General features: G+C 62.0%; 18 protein-coding genes. 8 read left to right on the top strand and 10 right to left on the bottom strand.

Annotated elements, in window-relative coordinates; all coding sequences use genetic code 11:
- The first annotated feature begins 16 nt into the window (after positions 1-16).
- A complete protein-coding gene (locus AC4P1R_RS07565; protein WP_492177581.1) occupies positions 17-637 on the top strand; it encodes an alpha/beta hydrolase in 621 nt (206 codons plus the stop codon).
- A 112-nt stretch (positions 638-749) separates the two neighbouring features.
- Here AC4P1R_RS07565 and AC4P1R_RS07560 read toward each other — a convergent pair whose 3' ends face one another.
- The 4 genes from AC4P1R_RS07560 to AC4P1R_RS07545 form a co-directional block, all read right to left on the bottom strand.
- Complete coding sequence (locus AC4P1R_RS07560) at positions 750-1304, bottom strand: hypothetical protein (RefSeq protein ID WP_492177580.1); 555 nt, start codon at positions 1302-1304, stop codon at positions 750-752.
- Positions 1305-1432: 128 nt separating this feature from the next.
- The gene (locus AC4P1R_RS07555; protein ID WP_492177579.1) at positions 1433-2506 is read right to left on the bottom strand and encodes a YcjF family protein; all 1074 of its coding nucleotides are present in this window, start codon (positions 2504-2506) and stop codon (positions 1433-1435) included.
- Positions 2503-3963, bottom strand: a complete 1461-nt coding sequence (locus AC4P1R_RS07550) for a YcjX family GTP-binding protein (RefSeq protein ID WP_492177578.1) — start codon at positions 3961-3963, stop codon at positions 2503-2505. Before AC4P1R_RS07550 ends, AC4P1R_RS07555 begins: the two co-directional genes overlap by 4 nt.
- A 128-nt stretch (positions 3964-4091) precedes the next feature.
- On the bottom strand, positions 4092-4628 hold the full coding sequence (locus AC4P1R_RS07545) for a SixA phosphatase family protein (RefSeq protein WP_492177577.1): 537 nt from the start codon (positions 4626-4628) through the stop codon (positions 4092-4094).
- 413 nt (positions 4629-5041) lie between these two features.
- On the opposite strand from AC4P1R_RS07545, the gene dksA reads away from it, so the two are divergent.
- Complete coding sequence (dksA, locus tag AC4P1R_RS07540; protein WP_026613972.1) at positions 5042-5461, top strand: RNA polymerase-binding protein DksA; 420 nt, start codon at positions 5042-5044, stop codon at positions 5459-5461.
- A 110-nt stretch (positions 5462-5571) separates the two neighbouring features.
- Here dksA and AC4P1R_RS07535 read toward each other — a convergent pair whose 3' ends face one another.
- Positions 5572-6543 carry a flagellar biosynthetic protein FliO gene (locus tag AC4P1R_RS07535; protein ID WP_492177576.1) on the bottom strand — a complete coding sequence of 324 codons (972 nt, stop codon included), beginning with the start codon at positions 6541-6543 and terminating at the stop codon, positions 5572-5574.
- A 367-nt stretch (positions 6544-6910) separates the two neighbouring features.
- Here AC4P1R_RS07535 and cckA point away from each other — a divergent pair, with 367 nt between their 5' ends.
- The 4 genes from cckA to AC4P1R_RS07515 all read left to right on the top strand — a co-directional run bounded on the left by cckA (position 6911) and on the right by AC4P1R_RS07515 (position 13456).
- A complete protein-coding gene (gene cckA, locus AC4P1R_RS07530; RefSeq protein ID WP_492177575.1) occupies positions 6911-9529 on the top strand; it encodes a cell cycle histidine kinase CckA in 2619 nt (872 codons plus the stop codon).
- An 860-nt stretch (positions 9530-10389) separates the two neighbouring features.
- A complete protein-coding gene (locus AC4P1R_RS07525; protein ID WP_069458492.1) occupies positions 10390-11391 on the top strand; it encodes an ABC transporter substrate-binding protein in 1002 nt (333 codons plus the stop codon).
- A 105-nt stretch (positions 11392-11496) separates the two neighbouring features.
- Positions 11497-12384: an ABC transporter permease gene (locus tag AC4P1R_RS07520; RefSeq protein WP_069458493.1), complete on the top strand. Its 888-nt coding sequence runs from the start codon at positions 11497-11499 to the stop codon at positions 12382-12384.
- A complete protein-coding gene (locus AC4P1R_RS07515) occupies positions 12377-13456 on the top strand; it encodes a quaternary amine ABC transporter ATP-binding protein (protein ID WP_151611294.1) in 1080 nt (359 codons plus the stop codon). The genes AC4P1R_RS07520 and AC4P1R_RS07515 overlap by 8 nt, the downstream gene beginning before the upstream one ends.
- A gap of 906 nt (positions 13457-14362) precedes the next feature.
- Here the strand turns inward: AC4P1R_RS07515 and AC4P1R_RS07510 are convergent.
- A complete protein-coding gene (locus AC4P1R_RS07510) occupies positions 14363-15418 on the bottom strand; it encodes a GlxA family transcriptional regulator (RefSeq protein WP_492177574.1) in 1056 nt (351 codons plus the stop codon).
- A gap of 149 nt (positions 15419-15567) precedes the next feature.
- Here AC4P1R_RS07510 and AC4P1R_RS07505 point away from each other — a divergent pair, with 149 nt between their 5' ends.
- Positions 15568-16602, top strand: a complete 1035-nt coding sequence (locus AC4P1R_RS07505) for a GlxA family transcriptional regulator (protein WP_492177573.1) — start codon at positions 15568-15570, stop codon at positions 16600-16602.
- 311 nt (positions 16603-16913) lie between these two features.
- Here the strand turns inward: AC4P1R_RS07505 and AC4P1R_RS07500 are convergent, their stop codons facing one another.
- The 4 genes from AC4P1R_RS07500 to AC4P1R_RS07485 form a co-directional block, all read right to left on the bottom strand.
- Positions 16914-18527 carry a BCCT family transporter gene (locus AC4P1R_RS07500; protein WP_492177572.1) on the bottom strand — a complete coding sequence of 538 codons (1614 nt, stop codon included), beginning with the start codon at positions 18525-18527 and terminating at the stop codon, positions 16914-16916.
- Between the two features lie 57 nt (positions 18528-18584).
- Positions 18585-19001 carry a universal stress protein gene (locus AC4P1R_RS07495; RefSeq protein WP_492177571.1) on the bottom strand — a complete coding sequence of 139 codons (417 nt, stop codon included), beginning with the start codon at positions 18999-19001 and terminating at the stop codon, positions 18585-18587.
- A gap of 476 nt (positions 19002-19477) precedes the next feature.
- The gene (locus AC4P1R_RS07490) at positions 19478-20407 is read right to left on the bottom strand and encodes a pseudouridine-5'-phosphate glycosidase (RefSeq protein WP_069458501.1); all 930 of its coding nucleotides are present in this window, start codon (positions 20405-20407) and stop codon (positions 19478-19480) included.
- A 78-nt stretch (positions 20408-20485) separates the two neighbouring features.
- Complete coding sequence (locus AC4P1R_RS07485; protein WP_492177570.1) at positions 20486-21433, bottom strand: carbohydrate kinase family protein; 948 nt, start codon at positions 21431-21433, stop codon at positions 20486-20488.
- A 230-nt stretch (positions 21434-21663) separates the two neighbouring features.
- Here AC4P1R_RS07485 and recA point away from each other — a divergent pair, with 230 nt between their 5' ends.
- Positions 21664-22746: a recombinase RecA gene (recA, locus tag AC4P1R_RS07480; protein ID WP_069458503.1), complete on the top strand. Its 1083-nt coding sequence runs from the start codon at positions 21664-21666 to the stop codon at positions 22744-22746.
- Positions 22747-22921: the final 175 nt, after the last annotated feature.

Below are 22921 nucleotides of genomic sequence, written 5' to 3'. Positions count from 1 at the left end.
CGAAAGGACGTGGAACATGCGTGTACTGGTGGTAACGGATATTCATGGCAAGCCCGGCGCGGCGGATTGCCTGTCGCGTCATTTGCCAGGTCGGGAGCAAAGCGTCATCCGCACCATCGGCTTGCCGGAACTGCTCGGCGTCGATTGCACGGGAGAGAGCCTGCATCGGCATCTCGTGGAAAGCGATGGCTTCGTGAAGGCCGCCAAGCGCCTCGTAGACCTCGCGAACGATGCGGATGTGGAGCTTGGCTACAGTGCCGGCGGAATGGTCCTGTGGCAAGCCGCGCTTCACGGGCTCTCGCTCGATCGGCTGATTTGCGTTTCCTCGACCCGGCTTCGTCACGTGAGCTCCGCCGCAACGCCCGTGCCGGTCCTGGCGGTCTTCGGAGAGAATGATCCGAACCGGCCCGCCGATGCATGGGCCGCCGGTTCCGGCGTGAAAGCATATATCATCCCGCGGGCCGAGCACGAGTTCTACGAGTTCTACGGCGCGGACAGTAGTGCGAGACCTTTGCCTTGCGAGGATAGTGGACTTCCTGCGCCAGCCAGGAGCGGATACTTCGGGTTATTCCGCAAATCGGTTAACCCGCAGGCGATCGCGACTGACGGGGGCATTCTCGCTTGTGTTCTGTGCTGATGCCGCGAACCCAGGTACGGATGGGACGACGACCGCCGCACCATCACTTGCAGTGCAAGGGCGGCGTGGCGGGACAAGGCGGCACCTGCTGCAGCGTGCTGAGCGCGCTCCCTTATTCGATCGAGCCGACGGCGATATTGTCCATCTGTCGGTTGAGGCTGACGCCGATCACCGGCACCATGGTTTCCTCGACCTTGACGGAGATCGTGATGTTCATCGTCTCTTCGTCCTGCAGGCGGGCGATCATCGCGCCGTTCAGCTTCTTGCGATTGATGCCGACGACGACCTTGTCCCTGGCGACATTGCCGGACACGATGTCCAGGCCTTTGCCGTCGGCGCCATCGAGGAATCTGCCGGTGTAGCTGCCGCCCTTCTGCGTGATCATCGCAGACATGGGCTGCTTGAAGACGCCGACACGGCAGAAGCCGTCGAGCTTGATTCCGGCCATTGGACCCGAGGTCGGTTCGCCGGTCAGGTCGCAAGTGAATTTCGTGCCCTTGTATTTGCCGGCGACGATCTCACCCGGACCCTTCCACTGGCCGGCGACCTTCTCGAAGAAGGCCTTGTCGCGAGTGCCGGAGAATGCCGGCGTTGCCGCGCCGACTGCGGTCGCTGCAAGCGCAACGGCGGCAACGCCGCGAACGATCAAAGAGGGGCGCGAGAACATAAACGATCCTTGATGGGTGAGCGTGCAAATCTATTTGGCAGATTGCGCGAAAATGGTTAATGGAGCGTTTCCCTGCACGGCGCCGAACGCGCACAACCCACCCGAGATTGCTGCCAAATCGCCTTGCATCAAAGGCCGGGTGCGCCTTCTGTTCGTGACGTGCCCGGCGTCAAATCGGCCAGGAAGTCGCCGATGCCCGGACGTTTCAGTGCGCGGAACGGCATGGGGCGGCAAAGGTCCATCGCAGCGATACCGATCCGGGCCGTCATCAGGCCGTTGATCACCCCTTCGCCGAGCCGGGCGGAAAGCTTTGAAGCGAGGCCGTGGCCGAGTACCTGTTGCACGAGACTGTCGCCGACGGCAATCGAGCCGGTGACGGCCAGATGGGCGATGACGTCGCGCATCAGTCTCAAGAGGCCGAGCGTGCCGGGATGGCCTCCGTAAAGCTCCGCCATCGCGCGGATCATCCGGGCCGATTCGTAAAGGACATAGCCGATGTCGACGAGCGCGCGTGGGCTGACGGCCGTGACGATCGAGACCCGCTTCGACGCCGAAAGGATGATCCGGCGGGCGTCGCGATCGAGCGGCGTGAACAACTCGCGCTCGGCCAGTTCGACGAGATGCGGCGCGTCGATGATGTCTCCTTCGGTCTCAGTAAGCCGCGCCCGGCCCCTTGCCGTCCGGGGATTGGCGGCAAGCAGGTGGGCGAGCCTCGAAATCGCGGCTCGCGCCGCCTTGGCGTTGCCCGACGCCGCAGCCTGAGCGACATCCGTTTTCAATGTCTGGATCGCCGTCAGTTGCATCATACCGGCAAGCTCGCGGGCGACGACGATCAGGAAGGCGATGGCGCCGACCGCGACGACCGTGACTGCCGCATAGCCCAGCCAATCGGTGCGCGAGAAGAGATCGCGGACGAGCCGGTCGATCCAGAGCCCGAGGGCGAGCGAAACGAGTATCGCGGTCGCGCCGGCCGCCACCTTGCCGAAGGAGAACCGGCGCCGGGGCGGGCGTGCCTCGGATGGGGTGAGCGCCTCGGCGACGGTGGTCTGGATGAAGGGATCCTCCGCATCGGGCGTCATGACCACCTTGTCGTCGAAGCTCGACGGGGAGCGCCGTCCAGGCTCAGGTGGGGTCTGGCGCACCTCCTGCTCGACCGGAAAGGCGGTCGGCTTGCGGTGGCGATGGTTGATTTCGTCACTCATGCGAGGCGATCTCCAAGCAGGAACTGCATGGCCCGGTCGAGCCGTATATGCGGTACGGAGAGCTTCAAGCCGCCGCGCGTCTCCTCGAGATGCGGCGGGCGGAAGCGAACGAAATTGAGCTCTGGAAGCGGGTGATCCGTCTCCTTGAGCAGAACATTAGGGTTTTCCGGCAAGTCTCCGGGAAATATCGCTGTTTTCTTCTCGCCGTCGAAGATCTCACCATTGATCCGCTCGCCGGCGATCGGCGTGCCGACGATCACTGGCAGGACATGGCCGTCATGGTTCACCGTCGCCTCGCGCGTGGCCCGGACGGAGGCGAGCGCCATCACGTCCAGACCGGCGCCGCTCATGCCGATGCGCTCGGTCGCGCGGGCGACCAGGCGGGCCGCGATACGCTCGAGGCGGTCATGGCTTTCATGATGAAGGTGATCGGCCTTCGTCGCCGCAATCAGCACCCGGTCGATGCGGCGCGTGAGAAAGGAGGACATCCAGGAATTGGTGCCCGGCCGGAAGCAGGCGAGCACGTCAGCGAGCGCTTGCTCCAAATCCCGCAACGCTTCCGGGCCGCGATTGATGGCCTGCAAGGCGTCGATAAGCACGATCTGCCGGTCGAGGCGGGCGAAGTGCTCGCGGAAGAAAGGAGTCACCACATGCGTCTTATAGGCTTCGTAGCGCCTTTCCATCATCGCCCAGAGCGATCCCTTCGGAGGACGGCCCTCGGGCAAGTCCGTGAGCGGCGAAAATGTGAGCGCGGGCGAACCTTCGAGATCGCCGGGCATCAGGAAACGTCCGGGCGGCAGCGTCGACAGCGACCGGTGGTCCTCCTTGCATGCCTTGAGATAGGCCGTAAAGCTCGTCGCAAGCCGGCGGGCGTCACCCTCGTCGGCGGCCGTCGCCGCACCGATCGAGGAGGCGAGCGCCAGCCAATCGCCCGACAGGGTCGCACGGCTGCCTGAGCGGGCACGCTGGACGGTCGCCTCGCTGAACTGTCGGAAATCCTGCGAAAGCAGCGGCAGGTCGAGCAGCCACTCGCCCGGGTAGTCGACGATATCGATCGAAAGCCGTCCGGGAGAGAACATCCGGTTCCAGCCGCTGGCGCTTTCGTAGTCAAGCGTGATGCGCAATTGCGAAATCGCGCGGGTCGAATCCGGCCAAGTTCGGTCGCGCACGAGGGCGGAAACATGCTCTTCGTATTGAAAGCGCGGAACTGCGTCGTCAGGCTGCGGTTCGAGCCGTATCTTGGACACGCGACCGGACCGGACCGGCTCGAAAAGCGGCAGGCGTCCGCCGTTCAGAAGATTATGGACGAGCGAGGAGATGAATACGGTCTTGCCCGCCCTCGACAGGCCCGTAACCCCGAGCCGGACCGAGGGGTTGACGAGACCGGACGCTCTGTCGGCAAGCGTGTCCAGCGCGATCAGTGCATCGTCTTTGAAGTTGGTGAGGATAGACGCCAAGTGTCTCCGTCCCTTGGGAAATGTTCATCAATACGGCGCCGTCGCCGGCATCGTCGGGATCGCACGCAATCCGCGTCGCCCCTCGTCGCGATATAGGAAATGTTTCAGGTGGCGCAACGAGCGACGGCTCATCGCCCTTCGGCTTCTTCCGGCTGCGGCACCAGCAGCATGGCGAGCGAAGCCGACCAGATGCCGCCGGGGGTCGGGCGTGCCCGGAAATCGATGACGGCAAGGCCCGCAGGCGGGTAGCCGTCGCCGAGCGCCGCGGCGGTCGATTCCGCGCCAAGGATCTGCTGGAACAGTTCTTCGATCATGGGATTATGCCCGACAAGCATCAGCGAGTCGCGGTGCGCATGCGCCTCCACCAGATTCCTGTAGGTGCTGGTCGGCCCGCTATAGAGCTGGTCGACATGGCGAACGTCGAGCTCTGGGCCGAGGGCGCGGCAGAGCGCTTCGGCAGTCTGGCGGCAACGCGCGGCGGTCGAGCAGAGGATCACATCCGGCCGTAGACCCCGATCGATAGCGGTCTGCGCGGTCAACTCGGCTTCGGCATAACCCTCGTCGTCGAGCGCGCGGTCAAAATCCCGTTGCCCCGGCATGGCCCAGCCTGAACGGGCGTGGCGAAGGAGAAAGAGGCGGAAGGCTGGTACGGCGCTGTCTTGCATAAGGGCATCCGCTGCTGTGTGCACCCGGCTCGGGCATCGGCCCGCCGCGTGAGAATGCGCGCGGCGGACGGCTACCTTGTCCCGCCACGGCCGCAAAGATCAAGCCCGCAGCACCTGCTTCCTCATAGCAGGCGTTCTATTGAAATGATGCTTTTGTGCGTCGGATATCGCAATCCGGCGCGCAAATGGCTCTTCCGCCGAGTGCCAAGCGAGATTTCCGGATTGCGCAATTTTCGGTGGAAGAAGGCGCTGCGGTGCTCACGCCCTTGTGTGTAATTTTGATGAAATATTCGTCAGTTAGCGTGAAATGCAAGCATCGGTAAAATGCGCTTCATTGTAGGCTGCAAGGCTTGAATCGGGGCTTCCATAGGTCTATACACCGCCGCAATGAGATGTTCTTCAGGAGAATCGCGTTGAGTGAGAAGATCGATCTTAGTACCTATGTCCTCTCCGAGGACGAGGAATTCATGAATGCCAATCACCGGGCATATTTTCGCGCGAAGCTGAATGCCTGGAAAAACGATATCCTTAGAGAAGCCCGCGAGACGCTGGACCATTTGGCAGAGGAAAGCGCCAACCATCCGGATCTCGCAGACCGCGCCTCCTCCGAAACAGACCGGGCCATCGAGTTGCGCGCCCGCGACCGCCAGCGGAAGCTTATTGCCAAGATCGACGCGGCGTTGCAGCGTCTGGACGAGGGCACCTATGGCTATTGCGAGGAGACTGGTGAGCCGATCGGCCTGAAGCGGCTGGATGCGAGGCCGATCGCAACGCTTTCGATCGAGGCGCAGGAGCGCCACGAGCGACGCGAGAAAGTCTATCGCGACGAGTGAGATTGGATCCAGTGAACTAAAGAAATCGGCGCGGCCCGGCCGCGCCGTTTTTTGTACATGGTTTTTCCTGTAAGGCGGCGCGTCCTTCAGACGTGCGAGGCGTCACCGCGTCAGGGCTTGCGACCTGCGGAAATGTCGGCAAGCATCCGCGTCATTTCCTCATCGATGTTCGTTTCCCTATTGGCGTCGGCGGATGTCGTGCCAAGCACGGGTTCCTGGCGGACACTCGCAACAGGGCGGTTCGGCTGCCTCGTGGCACCCGTCGGGGCGAGGCGCTGCAGGTCGCTGCTGATCTCCGCGTCGAGCATGCGCTCGAAATCCACTGTCTTTTCGGTGTTCGCAGGCTGAACCGCAACGGGCTGAACAGCGACAGGCTGCGGCTGCGCCATTGGTCTCGGCTGCGCCACGGGTCTCGGTTCCGCCGGTACCGGCTGCTGCGCCGGTCGCGGCCCATCGGCTACTCTCGCCATCGGAAGAATGCGGTCACTCGGAAGGGTTGAACTCTCCTGCCGAGGCTCGATGGCCGAGACCGGCACAATGGCCGGAGCTGGGCTCTGAGCCCCGGCCAAAGCCTGTTGTACCTGTTGTGTCGCAGGAGCGGGCCGTGGAGCCGCGGCCGCGTCGAGAGCCGGTTCCGAGTAAACGGGGCGGCGCATCGTCTCATCCGCTCGCATCCGCCGCATAGATGCGGCGGCCGGCGTTTCGATCTCCGCCTTTTGCGGCTTTTCTTCCGCTCTTTCCGCGGCGATCGTGGGCTGGGCCTCGTCTGAGTGCGCAGTGCTCGACGCCGTTTCTTCCGGAACGATGCGGCTCTCGATGACGATATCCGTCGGACCGCCGATCATGATCAGATGCTCGACGTCGTCGCGACGGACGAGCACAAGCCGCCTGCGCGTGTCGACGGCGGCAGCGTCGAGCACGGCAAGGCGCGGCTGTCTGTTCCTGCCGCCGCGGACGAAGGGGGAGGACGGTCTGCGGCGAATGATCCAGAGCACGGCCACAAGGCACAGGAGACCGATGGCAACGGCTCCAGCGGCGATGACGAATCGGCTGGCGTTGTCTCCGGCGATCGCTTCCAACATGTACTGAACTCCTTTTATCGCCCGATTGGCAGCAATTGACGGCTTTTTTCGGGCCACGGCAAGCCGGCATCCGACATTCCCTGTGAATTGACCGCATCGCTTCCGCAGAGACGCTTTTTGCTGTTATCTCTGATTGTTAATGATGATTCCAGTTCGACGGACGGAGAGCAGGGGCGGCGAGTGCCGGTCGCGGTGACCGCGTCGGAACCGACCACCGCATATCCTTTAACCGGACCCGTTTTAGGGATATGCAGGAAATCAAAGGATCACAGCGGCCCCTGTGCCTCCGCATCGGATGCGCGGCGTTGTGAGCGGGCGGGACGTTGCCGGAGGCAGCGAACGTACCCGCCAGCAGGGTGAGGACCCGATGACGAAAATGCGGCAGTCAGGTGACTACCAGATGCCGGTCGTTGACCGGGGCGTACGGCCGGGAACGGTGTTCCGGATCATCCTCCTGGCGATCGTTCTGACCGCATCGGCGGCCGCCTTCGTCGTCTTCAAGAACCAGCTCGAAAACGAGATCGTGCTCGGCATTCTCGGCGTCCTGGCGATGGTCGGGATATTCTTTCTCGTTTCTTCGGTAATCGGCTTCATCGAAGTGATGCCGCAGTCGCGGCCTGACGAATTGGCGCGCGCCTTTCTGGACGGCCACGAAGACGGGACAATCGTCACCGATCGCAAGGGGCGGATCATTTACGCGAATGCCGCCTATGGTGCGCTGACCGGTGCCAGGACTGCGGCGGGCATCCAGTCGCTCGAGACCATTCTTTCGCGAAACCGCGAAGCGACCGAGGCAATCTATCGTCTGACCAATGGTCTGCACGAAGGCAAGCAGGGGCACGAGGAATTCCGTCTGTTGAAGCCTTTGGCGAACGGTGCGGGTGGCTCCGGGGCGCGGTGGTTCCGTCTGAAGGCGCGCGTCCTACCGCTGGAAGACGCCGACAGCAACCCGCTCTATCTGTGGCAGATCGCCGACATCACCGCCGAACGTGACGACCAGGAACGCTTCTTCAAGGAACTGCAGAACGCGATCGATTATCTCGACCATGCGCCTGCGGGCTTTTTCTCCGCCGGTCGCAAGGGCGAGATTTTCTATATCAATGCCACCCTCGCCGACTGGCTGGGGATCGATCTCACCAAGTTCCAGCCGGGGTCGTTCAGCATTGCCGATCTCGTCGCGGGCGAGGGGCTGACGCTCGTTCAGTCCGTCCAGGCGGAGCCGGGACTGAAGAAGACGAAGGTTCTGGACCTCGACCTGCGCAAGATGAACGGCCAGAGTCTGCCGGCGAGATTGATCCATCGCGTCTCCTCGGCACGGGACGGCGCGCCGGGCGAGAGCCGGACGATCGTCATGTCGCGCGAAGGCGATGACGGCGACCAGTCGGCCTCGAACGCGGCGATGCGTTTCACGCGCTTCTTCAACAACACGCCCATGGCCATCGCATCGGTGGATGGAAACGGCCGCATCCTCAGGACCAACGCACCATTCCTGAAGCTCTTCGCCGGTCTCGTGTCGCAGGATGACGTCGAACGCGGATTGCTGATCGAGTCGGTCGTGCACGAGTCGGAGCGGACCCGCCTCGCCGAAGCCCTGGCGGCCGCGAAGGACCGGCAAAGCGACATCGCCCCGATCGACGCCTTGCATCCGACGGACGACGGACGTCATTTCCGCTTCTATGTGAATGCCGTGATCGACCAGAGCGACCAGGCGCCGGACGAGGCGGCCATTATCCATGCGCTGGAGATTACCGAGCAAAAGGCGCTCGAAAAACAGATGGCGCAGACGCAGAAGATGAATGCGGTCGGAACGCTTGCCGGCGGTATCGCACATGACTTCAACAATGTGTTGACGGCGATCCTGCTTTCCTCCGACCATCTGCTGCTCTCGGCGCGTCCCGCCGATGCGACCTTCGCCGATCTCATGGAAATCAAGCGCAACGCGAACCGCGCAGCGGTGCTGGTGCGTCAGTTGCTCGCCTTCTCGCGCAAGCAGACCATGCGACCGACGGTTCTCAATCTCACGGACGTCATCGGCGATCTCCGGATGCTCGTCGACCGGATGACCGGCACCAATGTCAAGGTGGAGGTGGATTACGGTCGCGACCTGTGGTCGGTGAAGACGGATCTCGGCCAGTTCGAGCAGGTGCTTCTCAACCTCGCTGTCAACGCGCGCGACGCCATGCCGGGAGGCGGAACCATAACGCTCAGGACCCGAAACTTGCCGGCTGGCGAGGTCGCGGCGCTCGGACGGCGGGAACTGCCGGAGGAAGACTATGTGATGGTCGAAGTCTCCGACGAGGGAACGGGGATACCGCCGGAGATCATGGACAAGATTTTCGAGCCGTTCTTCACGACCAAGGAGGTCGGCAAGGGCACCGGCCTCGGCCTTTCGATGGTTTACGGCATCGTCAAGCAGTCGGGCGGCTACATCTATCCGGAATCGGAAGTCGGCCGGGGCACGACATTCCGGATCCTGCTGCCGCGCCATGTCGAAGTGGTCGAGGCCCGCGACGAGCCGAGCCCGGTTGACGCCTCTGCCGGATCCGTCGCTAGACCCATCCTAGGCGAAGCTGCCACAGCGCCCCCGGCCGCCGCAGAGCCGACGGATCTTACCGGGGACTCGGCCGTCGTATTGCTGGTCGAGGACGAGGAAGCCGTTCGCCGCGGCGGAAAGCGGATGCTCGAAACGCGGGGCTACACGGTTTACGAGGCGGGTTCGGGCGTCGAGGCGCTCGATATCATGGACGAGCTCGATGGTGCCGTCGACATTGTCGTATCGGACGTGGTGATGCCGGAAATGGACGGGCCGACGCTTCTGCGCGAGTTGCGCAAGAAATATCCGGACCTGAAATTCATCTTCGTCTCCGGCTATGCGGAAGACGCCTTCGCGCGCAACCTTCCCGCCGACGCTAAGTTCGGTTTCCTGCCGAAACCGTTCTCGCTCAAGCAATTGGCGATCGCTGTACGGGAAATGCTGGACTCGTGAGCGTCATGGCTCTGCGGCGTCGCCCGCAGCCAAGGCGAAGAGATGCAGCGCACTTCAAAGTGCCTCAGTGATTTTTACGCGTCTGATAAGACGCGCGGCGCTCGCCTTTGCAGTCCCGACTTTCGGCGTCGGTGACAATCCTCCGGCCAAGATCGCCGAAGGCGGCAGAAACCGCGGCTCATCGTGTTTTGTGAACAATGGGGACGCGCGGCGCGGCAGGTCGCAATGTCGCGCGGGAACGCCGGGCATAGGCAAATCGCAGCTCCGCATACAGCCTATCTTGCCGTGCAGGGGAAGGACATCGTCCTACTGCATGTCTCCTTTGATCGTCCTCGATTAAAGGACAAAGACATGCAGCAATTCAAAGTGCTACAGCGACCTTTGCGCGTCTGATAAGACGCGCGGCGCTGTAGAAGGACGTTGGACGGGCACGCCGAATGAACGTGGTTCAATTCGGTCAGCGTCGGAGACACGGTCTGAACAGGTCAACAGCGAACAGAGATGCACTCCGCCTCGAACAGATCGGTGCCGCATGCAATTTGCGTGATCTTCGAATGAGCGTATCGAGCCTCGCCAACGCATTTGGCGCGACGAGGCATCTGTCTACGCGCCTTCCTGGCGCAAGGCGAGCACCACGACGCAAGTTGCTGGGCGAGCGCGCCTCTATGCCCCCGAAACATCCGATCACCGGTTTCACCGCCCTTGTCAGGCAAGCGCTACAGCACGGAGGGCGTGTTTAGCGGCTGTCAAAGGCGCTGGAGGAAGTCGGCACGCGCGCTATAGCCGTGTCTGCCGCAGGAGTGGGTTAAACGCGGCAGCCCCGCTCCGTGACAAACGCCGCAATGCAAGAGGGAACGTTGATGAAAAAACTACTTGGGTCCACATGTCTTATGCTGGGTCTGCTCGGCGGGGTGTCCGCGTCGAACGCCGCAGACTGCGGCAGCGTCACCATCGCCAGCATGAACTGGCAGAGCGCCGAGGTCCTCTCGAATATCGACAAGATCATTCTGAACGAGGGCTACGGTTGCAGTGCCGACATCACCATCGGCGACACCGTACCGACGATTACCTCGATGGTTGAAAAGGGCCAGCCGGACATAGCACCGGAAGCCTGGGTCGACCTCCTGCCGGACGTTGTCAAGCGCGGCATGGATGAAGGCAAGCTGGTCACCGGAGCGACGGCGCTGCCGGATGGCGGCGTGCAGGGCTGGTGGATGCCGAAATATATCGCCGACGCTCACCCGGACATCAAAACCGTGGGCGACGTACTGAAGCATCCGGAACTCTTCCCCGATCCGGAAGACTCTAGCAAGGGCGCCATCTACAACGGACCGCAGGGCTGGGGCGGCACCGTCGTGACTTCGCAGCTTTACAAGGCCTACGAAGCGGAGAAGGCGGGCTTCACGTTGGTCGACACGGGCTCCGCCGCCGGTCTCGACGGTTCAATCGCCAAGGCATACGAGCGCCAGCAGGGTTGGGTCGGATACTACTGGTCGCCGACCGCGCTGCTCGGCAAGTACGAAATGGTCAAGCTCGAAGCGGGCGTGCCGAACGATCCGGACGAATGGAAGCGCTGCAATACGGTGGCCGATTGCCCCGATCCGAAGGCGAATGCCTGGCCGATCGATCGCGTCGTCACGCTCGTGGCCAAGCCCTTCTCCGAGAAGGTCGGTCCCGAGGTCATGAACTATCTGAACACGCGTTCCTGGAGCAACGAGACGGTCAACAAGCTGATGGCCTGGATGACCGACAACCAGGCGACCGGCGAAGAAGGCGCGAAGCACTTCCTCGAGGAGAACGAGGAAATCTGGTCGAAGTGGGTATCCCCGGAAGCTGCCGAGAAGATCAAGGCGGCGCTTTGAGCCTCTACGCAGGTTCCGCGCGGCGCACGAAGAGTGCGCCGCGTTCATCCCGTCCAATCAAAACAAGAACAGGCTCAGCCGGCTTCTTCAAAAAAGGGGAACCGAATGGATTGGTTATACGAATTTCCGCACATGAACGACAACGCGCTGCGCAATCTGAAGAAGATTATCGATGAGGGATTCCGAACGTTTACGCGTAGCTATGGCGAAGCGATCGAGGGCTTTTTCTCGCCTTTGCAGCACTTTCTGATTGCCGCCGAGCGTTTCATGACGCAGACGCCGTGGCCAGTTATCACGCTGATCATCCTCGCGATCGCATGGGCTGCCAGCCGGAGCGTGAAAGTGGTGCTGGGCTGTCTCGTGACGCTCCTGGCCATCGGCTATTTCGACATGTGGGACGACACGATGCGGACAGTCTCGATGATCTTCGTCTGCACGATTCTTTCGATTGCGGTCGGCATTCCGATCGGCATCGTGATGTCGCGATCCGATCGTCTGCAAAGGCTGGTCAATCCGGTCCTCGACGTCATGCAGACGATGCCGAGCTTCGTCTATCTCATTCCCGTCGTGATGCTGCTCGGTATCGGCAAGGTGCCCGGGCTGATCGCCGTCGTCATCTACGCGATCCCGCCGATGATCCGACTGACGGATCTTGGGATTCGGCTGGTCGACAAGGATGTGCTCGAGGCGGCGGACGCCTTCGGCTCGTCGGGCTGGCAGAAGCTGAAGAACGTACAGCTTCCGCTGGCGCTGCCGACGATCATGGCTGGGATCAACCAGACCATCATGATGGCGCTCGCAATGGTTGTCATCGCCTCGATGATCGGCGTCCAGGGCCTGGGCCAGCCGGTTCTCAAGGCCATTGCCAACCAGTATTTCACGCTCGGCATGTTCAACGGCCTCGCCATCGTCGGCATCGCCATCATCTTCGACCGGGTCAGCCAGGCCTATGGCAAGCGGCTGCAGAAGCACCTGGAGATCGTCCATGGCTGATCATCACTTCGGCGGCATCAAGATACGCCATCTCTACAAGATCTTCGGACCGAACGCGCAGGCGCATGTCGACGCGGTCAAGAACGGCCTGACGAAGGCCGAGCTCAACGAGCGGCATGGGCATGTGCTCGGCTTGCGGGACATCAATATCGAGATGCCCTCCGGCTGCATACAGGTGATCATGGGGCTTTCGGGCTCGGGCAAGTCGACGCTGATCCGCCACATAAACCGGCTGATCGACCCGACCGCTGGCGAGGTGCTGGTCGATGGCATCGATGTCGTCAAGATGAACGAGCAGGAGTTGCGGACCTTCCGCAGACACCAGACAGCCATGGTGTTCCAGAAGTTTGCGCTTCTTCCGCATCGCAATGTGCTCGACAACACCCTCTACGGGCTCGAGGTGCAGGGGATGGAGCGGGCGAAGGCCGTCGACACCGCCATGCGCTGGATCGAGCGGGTCGGGCTCAAGGGCTTCGAGAGCAAGTATCCGAACCAGCTTTCGGGCGGCATGCAGCAGCGCGTCGGGCTTGCGCGCGCGCTTTCCAACGACGCGCCGGTGCTGCTGATGGACGAAGCCTATTCGGCGCTCGATCCGCTGATCCGCATGGACATGCAGACGGTGCTCCTGGACCTGCAGAAGGAGATCAGGAAGACGGTCGTCTTCATCACCCACGATCTCGACGAGGCGCTGAGGCTCGGCGACCAGATCGCCATCCTGCGCGATGGCGAAGTCATCCAGCAGGGCACCAGCCAGGACATCGTGCTGCGGCCAGCCGACGATTACGTCGCGAACTTTGTCAAGGAAGTGAACCGCGGCCGCGTCGTGCATGTCGAGGCGGTCATGGTGCCGATGCGTCCCGGTGCTTCGCCGGTCGGAACGCCGATCGAGGTGGGCACGACTATCGAGGACGCCATGCGCATGATCGCCCATGGCCCGGATGGCGATGTTGCCGTGGTGGACGCCGAAGGCAAGCCGGTCGGCATCGTCGACCTGCGCCTACTCGCTGGAGCATTGGTGAGCGCCCACGGCGACCCGCAACAGACTGACGCCTCGCTGGCAAAGGTCATGTGAGGCGGCGATCCGGCGCCCGATCAATCCGGATTGCCATCCTGGTTAGAGCGGGCGCCAATAATGCTCCTGTGCGTCGGCCCGTGCCGACGGGATTCTGACAGGACTACAGGCGCAGTCATGGTTCCGATCATCCATGTCGCCTGTTGAAATCGCGCTTGCCCCTGTTACGCACGAGGATTTCGGACATGGTTCTCCGGTCATCCTCCGACATGGCGGCAATCCACTGGTCAGTGAAGTACCACAATTCGTGGGCGGAGAAGGGGGCCGGGTTCCTCGCGTGGGGAACGAGGGTGTCGATTAGCGTCTGCCCCAAGCAGGAAGCGGTCCCAGTCCTCCCTGATATGCGGCTCTGCCTCATTCTGTTCTACTGCGACCAACCCGCGGAGCGATCTTGATCGTGGTTCCGGCGAGAACCGGCCTGCCCTGCAGGACCGCCACGTTCCTGGAAGTCTCCAGCTTACCAAATAACCATTCCATCAGGCTCATTGCTTGCCCTCCGACGTCACGGCCACCTTCTCGTCATCGGCCACGGCGCCCGCGTGGATAAGCGGAGAAGGTTTTCAATCAGTCGATCCTTCGCTGGTTGGGGTTGCGCCGAACAAGTGCGGCATCGCAGGTCAGACAGAATCTCATTCGTTTTTCGCCGACGCTGTGCCGTTGATATAGACTTCATTAATCCCTTTGATCCATTCGGCCTGTCGGCCGATACATTGTCCCGTCAGGATCGGCCGATTGGCCTAGTCCATCGGACGGCTCTTTGGCGCCTGCATGGGGCGGGCACGGATGCGCCGCCTCGCGACACAGCGAAGGCAATGTTGCGCAGAAAAAGGGCTCCGAAGCCGTTCATGGAAACCGATGGGGTACCCTTATGGACGGACTTGACGCCCCCGGCGGATGGCCGCCGATCTATGCCTCTCTTTTATGTTCAGGGGCCATTCGGTCGTCAGACGGTGTTTCGACCGTGGCAGACGCGCGGAATTGCTGCGGGGTGCCGTCGAAACGGCGCCGGAACAGCCGGCTGAGATGTGAGGAATCGCAAAAGCCGCTCTCCGCGGCAATAGAGGCGATGGACTTGTCCGTGTTCTCGATCATGTGGCGGGCATGCAAGAGCCGCATCTCGATAAAGGCAGACAGGGGCGAGATTTCGAGCGCATCGCGGAAGTGCCGTTCAAGCTTGCGCTTGCCAATATCGAGATGCCTGGCGATCTCCGCGACGGAGAGCGGCGTATCCAGGTTTTGCTGCATCAGCAGAAGCGCTTTCCTGACGACCAGGTCCTTGGTTCTGAAATCAAGCGTGAGTCCCGGCTGCGGGGCTCCACCTTCCTCCGCGCCGCTGATCATCATGATGTTCAGGCTTTTCGTCGCCTGCGCCTTGCCGATGTGTCTGTCGACGAGGAATGCTGCGAGGTGCGCCGTGCTGGTGCCGCCGGAACAGGTAAGGCGATCCCGGTCGACCACGAAAATCTGATCCGACACCGGCTTCATCCGCTCGAACTGCGCCAGGAAGTCCTGGTGGTGGAACCAGCTTACGCAACAGCGATAACCGTCCATCAGTCCGGCGCGGTGGAGGATGAACGTGCCGGTACAAAGGCCGACCAGCGGGACGCCGGCCGCGGCGGCTTCGCGCAGGAATCCATCTATCCTGTCGTCGCTGCGATCGATCTCGTCGAGAAGGCCGCCGACCACGACGATGTAATCGAACCGCTTCGGGTTGCCTAACGTTTCTTGGGGTTGGATCGATACCCCGCAACTCGCACTTACCGGCCTCATGTCGGCAGCAATGACGCTCCATCGGCATTGGATCGGCCGGCTGCGGTCACCTTCATCGGCGGCAAGGCGCAACACGTCCACGAAGTTGGCGAATGCGCAAAGCGTGAATCGGCGCAGCAGCACGAAACCCACGGACAGGCGCAGAGACTGATCGCGGCGCTGGCCAACGGGGGAGACCTTGTTTGGAGGCATCGGTATGTCTCGTTTTTACCGTCCATATGTCGCAATCATTCTTTTCAGATTTTCAGGACAGGTCAATATCTGTCGATCATTTGGGAGAAGCGGACGGTCGTGGCAGCTAAAGTGCGCGCCGGTCCGCCGAGGATCAGAGGAGGTCTTCCATGAGACTGGTGAGTGCTGAGCCGCGTCTGGTAGTATTTTATTTGGTGCCGGAATTCACGATGATGGCATTCTCCTCGGCGATCGAGGCTCTACGGATGGCCAACGCCGCCCTTGGTTACGAGGCCTATGGCTGGCGTGTGGCCACGGGCGACGGCGGGAAGATCCGCGCGAGCTGCGGCCTCACCCTGGACTCCGACAACTCAATTGCCGAAGAACGCCAGCACCTCATTACTCATCAGCGGCCCGCCCTGGCGATCGTTTGCGGCGGCAAGAACGTGCATCGTCATAGCGATCGGGCGGTCGAGGCATGGCTGCGCGAATGTCGGCATCGGGGCGTGGCAATCGGAAGCCTTTGCACCGGTGCTCATATCCTCGCGAAAGCGGGGCTGTTGAACGAGAAGAAATGCGCGCTCCACTGGGAGAACATTCCCGGCTTCGTCGAGGAGTTTCGCGGCGTCGATGTCAATACCGGGATTTATGAAGTCGACGGCAGCATCTTTACCTGCGCCGGCGGCGCCGCCTCCTTCGACATGATGCTCCACATCATTCAGCGCGATGTCGGCGAAGAGGTCATCGGCAGCATATGCGAACTCGCGCTGGTGGACCGCGTGCGTGGGCCTGGTGAGCGGCAGCGCATGCCTTTTGCGCAACGGGTCGGGGCGCAGGATCGAACCGTGATGATGCTGGTCGAGAAAATGGAGCAGAGTCTCGCCGATCCGATGCAGATCGACGAACTCACCGCATCCGTGGGGCTCTCGCGCCGGCAGATCGAACGGATCTTCCGCAACGAACTGCGCTGCTCACCGGCGCGCTACTACCTGAAGCTTCGTCTCGAACGCGCCCAACACCTGCTGGTACAAACCTCCATGCCGGTCGTGGAAGTCGCCATCGCCTGCGGCTTCGTATCGGCTTCCCACTTCTCGAAGTGCTATCGTGAAACCTATGGCTGTTCGCCGCAGGACACGAGAAATCGCAACAGCCACAGCAAAAGGACTCCGGCGCGGCGTTTGCGCGAATTTGCCTCGGCCGCATAACGGGTGCTTCTACGGCAGCCATACGATCCGAAGGCCATATGACTTACAGCGCCGCCCGTCTGAAAAGACGGGCGGCGCTAAAGTTCTGCCTCTCGATAGCTCGCATCGTGCTGTGCCGGCCCATTCTGCGCACCGTTTCGTCTGCTGCACGTTCTCGGAGCGCAAGGACGCGTGGAGAGCGCAATGCTGCAGCAGGCGGATTACCGTTGCCTCGAAGCCGGGGCCGACAGCGTCAACGCCCCGCGTATCCGGCGGGGCGTTAAGTAGTCTTCAGCACCGTGCGTGCTTTACGACAAGCAGGTTCCGACTGCTTAGCGCGGTTCGCTCGCCAATCCCTTGATAATGGCAAAGCTGGCGAGCAACAGGACGATAGTGAAGGGGAAGCCGGTCGAAACCGCCATCGCCTGCAATGCGCCCAGGCCGCCGCCCAGAAGAAGCGCGATCGCGACCAAGCCCTCGAAGGTTGCCCAGAAGACACGCTGCGGCGTCGGTGCATCCACTTTTCCACCGGCTGTAATCGTATCGATCACCAGCGAGCCGGAGTCCGATGAGGTCACGAAGAAGACAATTACAAGAACGATCCCGATGAAGGACGTGATCGCCTGCAGTGGCAGCGCCTCCAGCATCGAAAACAGTTTCAGTTCCAGCGGTGCATCGACAATGACTTGGTAGCCGTCATTGACGATCTGGCTGATTGCCGTGCCACCGAAAGCCGTCATCCAGAAGACCGAAACGAGGGACGGGATGATGAGGACACAGGTGAGGAATTCGCGCACGGTGCGCCCGCGGGAAATGCGGGCAATGAACATCCCGACAAAGGGCGACCAGGAGATCCACCATGCCCAGTAGAAGGCCGTCCAGCCGTCACGGAAGTTGTCGTCGGTGCGCCCGAACGGGTTCGACAGTTCCGGCAGGTAGCGTGCGTATTCATAGAGGTTGGTGAAGAAGCCTGTAAGGATCGCCCAGGTCGGCCCGACGACAAGCACGAAGAACAGGAGCAAGGCGGCCAGGATCATGTTGATTTCCGACAGGCGCTTCACCCCGGCATCGAGACCCGCCACGACGGATCCGAGCGCGATGGCGGTGATCCCGACGATCAGAAGCACTTTCGAGACGTCGTTGACCGGCAGGCCGAAAAGATGGTTGAGCCCGGCATTCGCCTGTTCGGCGCCGAACCCCAGCGAGGTGGCAAGACCGAAAAGCGTCGCGAAGACTGCGACCACGTCTATGATGTGGCCCGGCCACCCCCATGTCCGTTCGCCGAAGATCGGATAGAAGATCGAACGGATCGTCAGTGGCAGCCCCTTGTTATAGGCGAAAAGAGCAAGTGCAAGCGCGACCACGGCGTAGATCGCCCAAGGATGCAGGCTCCAGTGAAAAATAGTCGCGGCCATGCCGAGATGGCGGGCGGTCACAATATCGCCTGGGGCGCCGCCGAGCGGTGCCCAGCTATCCGTCGCGCCGGCATCCGCCGCAACGGAAGAGGAGAAATGCGAGATCGGCTCGGAAACGCCGTAGAACATCAATCCGATTCCCATGCCGGCGGCAAACAGCATCGCGAACCAGCCGGAATAGGAATAATCGGGCGTGGCCTCCTTTCCGCCGATCCGCACCTTGCCGTAGGGCGAGACAATCAGGAAGAGGCAGAGCAGGACGAAGATATTGGCCGAGAGAAGGAAGAACCAATCGAAGGTCGACGTCAGCCATTCACGCATGCTGTTGAAGATTGGACCCGCCTGCTCCTGAAAGGCGAGCGTCAGCAGCACGAAGGCCACGGCCGTCAGGCCGGATATAAGAAAGACGGGGTTGTGGACATCAAGGCCGAAGGGCCCGATTTGCGCAGTGATGTTGTCCTGACCGATTTCGTAGTCGGTGTCGATCAGCGCCGAAGGGCCTTCAGGGGCCGGAATTCCAGCATCGCTCATGGAATATGCTCCTCAGATATTGCTATGAGTTGTCGTGATCGGTCCGGTGCAGGCTTTTCAACTGCGGACCAGGAATACGGAGGCATTCGTGTGGGTTGCCAGGCGGCCTCCATTGGACGGCCAGAGATGATCGGCAACATTGGGAATGTGCGTCGCCATGACGACGAGGTCACTTCCCGTGTTCTTGACCGCCTCGACCAGGGCATCGCCGAGATCCACTGCCGGGTCGTGACTGACCACCGACTCCGACTGGGTCGAGATGCCGTGACGAGCACCCTGGTCCTTCGCGAAAGCCGCCAGCCTCGCGGCATATTCCGCAGCGTTATGCCCGAGTGGACCGGGGGCTGAGGCCGTGACGCCCACATAAGCAACGGGAGCATTATAGAGCTTGGAAAGTTTTGCCGCCGTATCGAGGGCACGCTCTAGCTTTTCGACATGCGCCAGATCGACGGGAACCATTATTTTCGTGTACATTTCCCCTCCAGTTTGGTTTGCCTGATGACCTCTTCTCTTCTCCTTTTCTCATGGTGAATTGCGGTTGCGGCTTTTGATCGCGAGTGGTCCACGCGCCGGCAGTCTTATATTGCAGTCCGGAAGATGTTGCGCAAAAGCCGGTGCGCGGGTCCGGATTTCAAGCGCCGGAGTTCCTGCTCGTGAGGACGCGCTGGCCGCGTCTCTTGATGTCGTTTGGTCAATCTTACGTAAGAATTTGCGCCGTCTCGTGTCGTTGTCCAGGCGACGGCACAGCGAGCAAATGCGACATTCCTGTCGCATTCCGTTTCAGATCGGGATTTCTTCGATGTTCAGCCTGCCCGGCACCGCAACCCAGCTATCGCCGGCAGCCCCCGCGACTATGTCGGATTTCTGCGCCGGCGCCCGAGTTCTTGCCGAGGTCGCGACGATACTGCCGAAGCCCAGGAGTATACCGTCGAGCAAGCGGAGAGTTGCGACTATTTCGCGGCCAGTGCGACGGCGATCTCGGCGGCGAGCCGGGCATTGTTCTCGACGAGCGCGATATTGGTTTCGAGGCTGCGGCCTTCCGTCATGTGAAAGAGGTTGTCGAGCAGGTAGGGCGTCACCGCCTTGCCGGAAATGCCGTCGCTCGCGGCATTGTCCAGCGCGCGGGTGATGTAGATTTCCATCTCTTCGCGCACAATCTCGCTTTCCTCCGGCACCGGATTGGCGACGAGCATTCCGCCATCGACGCCGAGCTGCTCGCGCATGCGTTGGAAATTGGCGATCGCCGCGGGGCTGTTCAGCATCAACGGGCTCTTGAGGCCGGAGTCGCGCGACCAGAAGGCGGGGAAGGTTTCGCTGTCATAGGTGACCACCGGCACGCCCCGGGTCTCAAGTACCTCGAGCGTCTTAGGAATGTCGAGAATCGCCTTGGCGCCCGCACAGACGACGATCACGTTGGTGCGCGCGAGTTCGTCGAGGTCGGCGGAAATATCGAAACTCAGTTCCGCGCCGCGATGAACGCCGCCGATGCCGCCGGTCGCGAAAACGCCGATGCCGGCGCGGGCGGCGGCGATCATCGTCGCGGCAACGGTGGTGGCTCCGGTGCGGCGCTCGGCGATCGCAAAGGCGAGGTCGGCGCGCGAAAGTTTCATCGCCTCTTCAGTCTTGGCAAGCGCTTCCAGCTTCGCGTCGTCAAGGCCGATATGGAGGGTGCCGTGGATGACCGCGATGGTCGCGGGCACCGCCCCTTGTTCGCGTATGATCGTCTCGACGCTGCGCGCCATGTCGAGATTGCCCGGATAGGGCATGCCGTGGGTGATGATCGTCGATTCCAGCGCGACGATCGGCGCGCCGCGCGCTTTCGCGGCCGCGACTTCGTCGGAATATTCCATCGGCAGGGACGGGTTGGAAGGCTTCGTCATTGTTCTTCGCTTCTGATCGAGTGTTGGAGCAGGATACCGGGAGAGGCCGCCAGCGGCTCTTCCTTTCGATTGGCAATCTCATGACAGCATTCGCGGCACCGGCACAAGGGCCAGCGCCTCCCGGAGATTGCTTAAAGACATCTCCTCCGCAGCCGCGTAGGGCGAGCGGAGCGTGATCATGGCGGCGGCCATGCCGTGCCGCAGGGATGCGGCGAGTTCCAGACCCGAGAGCCGGGCGGAAAGGAAACCGGAGGCCAGAGCGTCGCCGGCGCCTGTGACGTCGGCGAGGGCGGGCAAGGAGGGCGGCGAGGCGAGGCAGGCACTCAACCGGTCGAAGGCGACCGCCGCCCGTCCTCCGCGTGTCACCACGCCGCCGGAAAGGCCGGCCGCCCGCAGAAGGGCGGGCCACGCCTCGGCATCGGCGTTATCCGCTCCTGTCAGCGCGCGTGCTTCCGCCTCGTTCATGAACAGGAAATCGAGACCGGCGAGGCATTCGCCATATCGGATCACCTTGGCGGGGGAAACGGCGATGCCGGCGACGAGACGACCGTCTCCGCTTGCGGCGCCGACCAGCGCCGCCAAGGTCTCCTGCGGGAGGTTGGCGTCCATCAGCACGAGGTCGCTCGCAGCGACCAGTTCGCGCGTTGCCCGCTGCAGCAACCGGCGCGGCGAGAAATGCGCATAGAGTTCCATGTCAGCGAGCGCGATAACGAGGTTGCCGTCGTTTTCGAGGATCGCCGTGTAGCTCGGCGTCTTGCGATCGAGGAAGGTGAAGGGGCAGTCGATCACTCCGGCCACCGCTGCGGCCGCAGCGATCAGTTCGCCGGCCGCATCGCCGCCGCGCGGGCTGATCATGCGCACCCGGTGCCCGAGGCGTGCGAGATTGCGCGCCGCATTGAAGCCGCCGCCGCCCGTCTCCTCGAACCACGTTCCGGGATTGCTTGCACCCGGCGCCGTCCGGCCACTGATACGGCCGCGGCGGTCGATATGGGCGCCACCGAAAACGGCGATCCTATGCTGCTTCATGCGTCACCTCATCATGCGAATCGGACTGGCTCGACAGGTCTGGGCGAAGCTCCGCGCCGTCCCACGAAAATGGAGTACAATGGCCCGTGAACAGGAATCGAACGATTGGCGAATTATCCATATGTTTCAATCGCTTGGTGTGCCATTGCCAAATTGGAACAAAGCGTGTACAAAAACTCCTGCGGCGGCTTCATTGCCTCAACAGCTCCAATAACCTAAAGGTGGACCCAATGGCACAGAACTCTTTGCGGCTCGTAGAGGACAAATCGGTGGATAAAAGCAAGGCACTTGAAGCGGCTCTCTCCCAGATCGAACGCGCGTTCGGCAAGGGATCGATCATGAAGCTAGGCGCCAAGGATAGCGTCGTCGAGATCGAAACCGTCTCGACCGGTTCGCTTGGCCTCGATATCGCGCTTGGCATCGGCGGCCTGCCGAAGGGCCGCATTATCGAAATCTACGGCCCGGAAAGCTCGGGCAAGACGACGCTGGCATTGCAGACCATTGCCGAAGCGCAGAAGAAGGGTGGCATCTGTGGCTTCGTCGACGCCGAGCATGCTCTCGATCCGGTCTATGCGCGCAAGCTGGGTGTCGATCTCGAAAATCTCCTGATCTCGCAGCCCGATACCGGTGAGCAGGCGCTGGAAATCACCGATACGCTGGTTCGCTCCGGCGCGATCGACGTGCTGGTCGTCGACTCGGTCGCAGCGCTCGTGCCGCGCGCCGAAATCGAAGGCGAGATGGGCGACAGCCTGCCGGGCATGCAGGCGCGCCTGATGAGCCAGGCGCTGCGCAAGCTGACCGCATCGATCTCCAAGTCCAACTGCATGGTGATCTTCATCAACCAGATCCGCATGAAAATCGGCGTCATGTTCGGCTCGCCGGAAACGACGACGGGCGGCAATGCGCTGAAGTTCTATGCATCGGTCCGGCTCGATATCCGCCGCATTGGCTCGGTCAAGGAGCGGGAGGAAGTGGTCGGCAACCAGACTCGCGTCAAGGTCGTCAAGAACAAGATGGCGCCGCCCTTCAAACAGGTCGAGTTCGATATCATGTATGGCGAAGGCGTGTCCAAGACCGGCGAACTCATCGACCTCGGCGTCAAGGCGGGCATTGTGGAAAAGTCCGGGGCGTGGTTCTCCTATAACAGTCAGCGTCTCGGCCAGGGCCGCGAGAACGCCAAGCAGTTTCTGCGCGACAATCCGGATCTTTTGCGCGAGATCGAAATGGCGCTCCGGCAGAATGCCGGCCTGATAGCCGAGCGGTTCCTTGAGAACGGCGGGCCGGAGAGCGACGGCGAGGATGCCGCCGAATAGCGGGCAGAGCAAACCAGCTTTCGCCCGGTGGACCGGCCCTCGGCATGAGCGGCCGGTTTTTGCTGCCGTCTGGACAGCGTGATATGCGGAAGATAAAAGCCTGTGGTTCCGATGGCAGCGGCCATCGGGGAGGGCGGCTACGAGCGATAGACGCGGGGTCGAAGGTTACGGCACT

Source organism: Sinorhizobium sp. Y406, assembly GCF_058732025.1.
The sequence above is the reverse complement of the archived record's forward strand: the minus strand, read 5'-3'. Positions and strand labels throughout refer to the sequence as shown.

Bases quoted from the DNA above. Each gene is read 5' to 3' on its own strand.
- AC4P1R_RS07565 (WP_492177581.1), top strand. From the start codon at position 17: ATGCGTGTACTGGTGGTAACGGATATTCATGGCAAGCCCGGCGCGGCG.
- AC4P1R_RS07560 (WP_492177580.1), bottom strand. From the start codon at position 1,304: ATGTTCTCGCGCCCCTCTTTGATCGTTCGCGGCGTTGCCGCCGTTGCG.
- AC4P1R_RS07555 (WP_492177579.1), bottom strand. From the start codon at position 2,506: ATGAGTGACGAAATCAACCATCGCCACCGCAAGCCGACCGCCTTTCCG.
- AC4P1R_RS07545 (WP_492177577.1), bottom strand. From the start codon at position 4,628: ATGCAAGACAGCGCCGTACCAGCCTTCCGCCTCTTTCTCCTTCGCCAC.
- AC4P1R_RS07535 (WP_492177576.1), bottom strand. From the start codon at position 6,543: ATGTTGGAAGCGATCGCCGGAGACAACGCCAGCCGATTCGTCATCGCC.
- cckA (WP_492177575.1), top strand. From the start codon at position 6,911: ATGACGAAAATGCGGCAGTCAGGTGACTACCAGATGCCGGTCGTTGAC.
- AC4P1R_RS07525 (WP_069458492.1), top strand. From the start codon at position 10,390: ATGAAAAAACTACTTGGGTCCACATGTCTTATGCTGGGTCTGCTCGGC.
- AC4P1R_RS07520 (WP_069458493.1), top strand. From the start codon at position 11,497: ATGGATTGGTTATACGAATTTCCGCACATGAACGACAACGCGCTGCGC.
- AC4P1R_RS07515 (WP_151611294.1), top strand. From the start codon at position 12,377: ATGGCTGATCATCACTTCGGCGGCATCAAGATACGCCATCTCTACAAG.
- AC4P1R_RS07510 (WP_492177574.1), bottom strand. From the start codon at position 15,418: ATGCCTCCAAACAAGGTCTCCCCCGTTGGCCAGCGCCGCGATCAGTCT.
- AC4P1R_RS07505 (WP_492177573.1), top strand. From the start codon at position 15,568: ATGAGACTGGTGAGTGCTGAGCCGCGTCTGGTAGTATTTTATTTGGTG.
- AC4P1R_RS07500 (WP_492177572.1), bottom strand. From the start codon at position 18,527: ATGAGCGATGCTGGAATTCCGGCCCCTGAAGGCCCTTCGGCGCTGATC.
- AC4P1R_RS07495 (WP_492177571.1), bottom strand. From the start codon at position 19,001: ATGTACACGAAAATAATGGTTCCCGTCGATCTGGCGCATGTCGAAAAG.
- AC4P1R_RS07490 (WP_069458501.1), bottom strand. From the start codon at position 20,407: ATGACGAAGCCTTCCAACCCGTCCCTGCCGATGGAATATTCCGACGAA.
- AC4P1R_RS07485 (WP_492177570.1), bottom strand. From the start codon at position 21,433: ATGAAGCAGCATAGGATCGCCGTTTTCGGTGGCGCCCATATCGACCGC.
- recA (WP_069458503.1), top strand. From the start codon at position 21,664: ATGGCACAGAACTCTTTGCGGCTCGTAGAGGACAAATCGGTGGATAAA.